The sequence below is a fragment of the Paenibacillus sp. MY03 genome (assembly GCF_002165585.1).
GTDB lineage: Bacteria > Bacillota > Bacilli > Paenibacillales > Paenibacillaceae > Pristimantibacillus > Pristimantibacillus agaridevorans.
In genome coordinates this window covers 1-2,753 of the sequence record NZ_MXQD01000065.1, presented here as the reverse complement: position 1 = coordinate 2,753, position 2,753 = coordinate 1, and the positions used below count along the sequence as shown (strand labels likewise).

The window sequence follows — 2,753 nt, the reverse complement described above, 5'->3', positions numbered from 1 at the left end:
TCTCCATTAAGGTGTTTGACTTGCTCATTACTTAACTAGCTAGAAGTTTTCGCACTGGCGGAGCCAGTTCGAAAATCTTCAAAATTTAACATATCGCTCAATGTTCAGTTTTCAAGGAACAATCATTCTGCTTGTCTTACGCCGTTTTCAGCGGCGAGAAGTATCATAACACATTACCTTTTAGAAAAGCAACTCTTTTTTAAAAACTTTTTTCTAACGGCCTGTGTTCTCTCTCCCCCCGCTTTTAACAGCGGAATGTTATCTTAACACATTCCTTTAAACATATGCAACCCTTAATTTCATTTCTGCGCCGAAGCCGAGTGATTGTGCAAAATTCGGTTAACTTTCTCTGCGCTTAGCAACATCACCGTCATGAGAATGAGGAATATCGCTGGAAGTACGCTTATGTCGGTCCGCATGGCAAGCACGCCAAAAAGCGGAGGCAGGAAGGTCGTTCCCGTATAAGCGACCGCCATCTGGAATCCCATTAGCCTGGCGGCATTTTCACGGCCGAAGCGAGCAGGCGTCTCGTGAAGAAGACCCGGGTAGATGGGGGCGAGCCCCAACCCGATAAGGATAAGCCCCGCAAGCATGAACGACGGGTTGGGGAGCAGCAAAATGACGCCGCCCGCAACCGCCACGATCTGGCCCCAACGGATTAACACCGTATTGCGGACCTTCAGCGTAATAAAACCGGTAACAAGTCTTCCGACGGTTATTCCGCCATAGTACAAGGATATCCAGAGCGCTGCCGTTTCGGCTGCTATATTTCGCGCTCCTGCCAAGTAGCTTGCACCCCACAATCCTACGAGGGATTCTGCTCCGCAGTAGATCAAGAAGGCGGCCAGCGAGGGCTTCACTCCTCTGATCCGGAGAACATTTTTGCTCAAGCTGCCTGAAGACGCCTTCGACTCGGCTTCAGCCTGCGCCGGAGGGGCCGGATTGCCAATCTGCTCTTTCTCCCTGATCGCCGCAACGCGTTTCCACAGCGGCAACGTGATCAGCAAGATCGCCACGAGCGAGAATTGAATCAGGGCTACGGCCGTGTAACCTTCTCTCCAGGAGTTATGTTCCGCCATATAAAAGGACATGATTATAGGCCCGGCAGTCGCGCCTACGCCCCAGAAACAATGCAGCCAATTCATATGGTGAGCCTTGTAATTGTCTGCTACATAATGATTAAGCGCGGCATCGATCGCTCCCCCGCCTAACCCCAGGGGAATCGCCAATACGGCAAGCCAGGCGACCGATGGCGCCCATCCGAATCCGAGCAGCGCTCCTGCCGTCAGACAACAGCTGATCAAGGTCAGTCTTCCCGTCCCGATACGCTGCACCAAGCTTCCGCTTGCGAGACTGGATACGATCGTGCCGCCGGCTACGATCATGGACAAAATGCCAGCGTAACCGAACGAAACCCCCAAGTCGGGCCGCATCATCGGCCAGGCCGCCCCGAGCAGGGAATCCGGAATGCCAAGGCTAATAAATGCCAGATAGATAATAATTAGAAATAAAGTTGCCATCATGCTGCTCCTTCGGTTGTCAGTTCGATATCATGGCATGTAGCGCCAGTTGTTGCAAGCCGGTCAGATAATCCTGTCTCCAGCCGCTCATCGTGAGTATGGGTAAATGCGCTTGAGGAATATAAGTTGAACTGCGTTCCGCGATCTTGGTCAGTATCGCTTCGTCCACCTCATCATCGCAAAAAATGACCGCCCGCGGGTTAAGAATGGCTGCAAATGTCGCGATCAGACGAGCGACGGCATCGATCTGCCCTTCTCCCGTCAATTGAATACGGCTATTGCGTTCTTCCATTCGCAGCGCTTGAAGGAAAGATTGTTTGTCATACTGAGGCACGAAAGAAATTTCCCCGGAGAAAAACGTGCTTCCCCGCACGACATCTCCGTTGATCATAATGCCGGAGCCAGGTCCGTTCTGACCGAAATAAAGATAGATAAGCGATTCGCCCTCCATCTCGAAGTTCGATGCGTATCCAAGTACCGAGGCGTTCATATCGTTCTCGACCACAACCGGTATCTGGAACCGGGACTCGAATTCCTCTTTTAGATCATAGTCAAGGAATTGCTGATACGGAGGGATGAAAATAATCTTGCCGTTATTAACGGCGCCGGGAACGCCGATGGCGATCGATCGAAGCCGCGGATACCGCTCAATCAACGATTCGATAAGGTTGGCAAGCAGGCCCGCGTCATGTTCGATAACGCTCGGCTTGACTCCCTGCTCCTTGATCTTACCTATGCAATCAAAGATAGAGTAGCTTGTCTCGTCCTTCTCAATGAAGATGGCTAGTCCCAGCATGTATTCCGGATCGTAGGCATAACGCTTGGCCCTGCGACCGCCGCTGGAATCATCGTCGCCCGTATAACTGATCTCGCCGTCCTTCTCCATCTGAGCCATGAATTTGCTGATCGTCGGAAAGCTGATCCCCAGCCGCTGGCTGAGCTCCGCCTTCGTCGCGCTTCCCATCGTTATAAGTCCTGCCCGGATCCGATACAGGAACGACTCGTTCGTCATAAGGTCCCCAACCTTTCCAACAAAAATCGAAGACTTATTAAATCACTTTAATAAGTCAAGTTCATTTTAGCAGAGCTCGCTTGAAAGAACAACATAAATAACCGCAGCCGGCATGACCGGACTGCGGTTACTTATCAAATATAAGGGACTTTCGATTTATTGTGTTCATTGGGTGCAAAGCTGGAAATGTAGCTATAGTCGATCATGGACACCCGTGACCC

The 2,753-nt window shown here is 51.2% G+C and carries 2 protein-coding genes; both read right to left on the bottom strand.

Annotated features, from left to right (window positions below; translation table 11 throughout):
• Window positions 1-299 precede the first annotated feature (299 nt).
• On the bottom strand, window positions 300-1,523 hold the full coding sequence (locus tag B1748_RS32700; protein WP_087572168.1) for an MFS transporter: 1,224 nt from the start codon (window positions 1,521-1,523) through the stop codon (window positions 300-302).
• Between the two features lie 16 nt (window positions 1,524-1,539).
• Complete coding sequence (locus B1748_RS32695; RefSeq protein ID WP_087572167.1) at window positions 1,540-2,532, bottom strand: ROK family transcriptional regulator; 993 nt, start codon at window positions 2,530-2,532, stop codon at window positions 1,540-1,542.
• Between the last annotated feature and the right edge of the window lie 221 nt (window positions 2,533-2,753).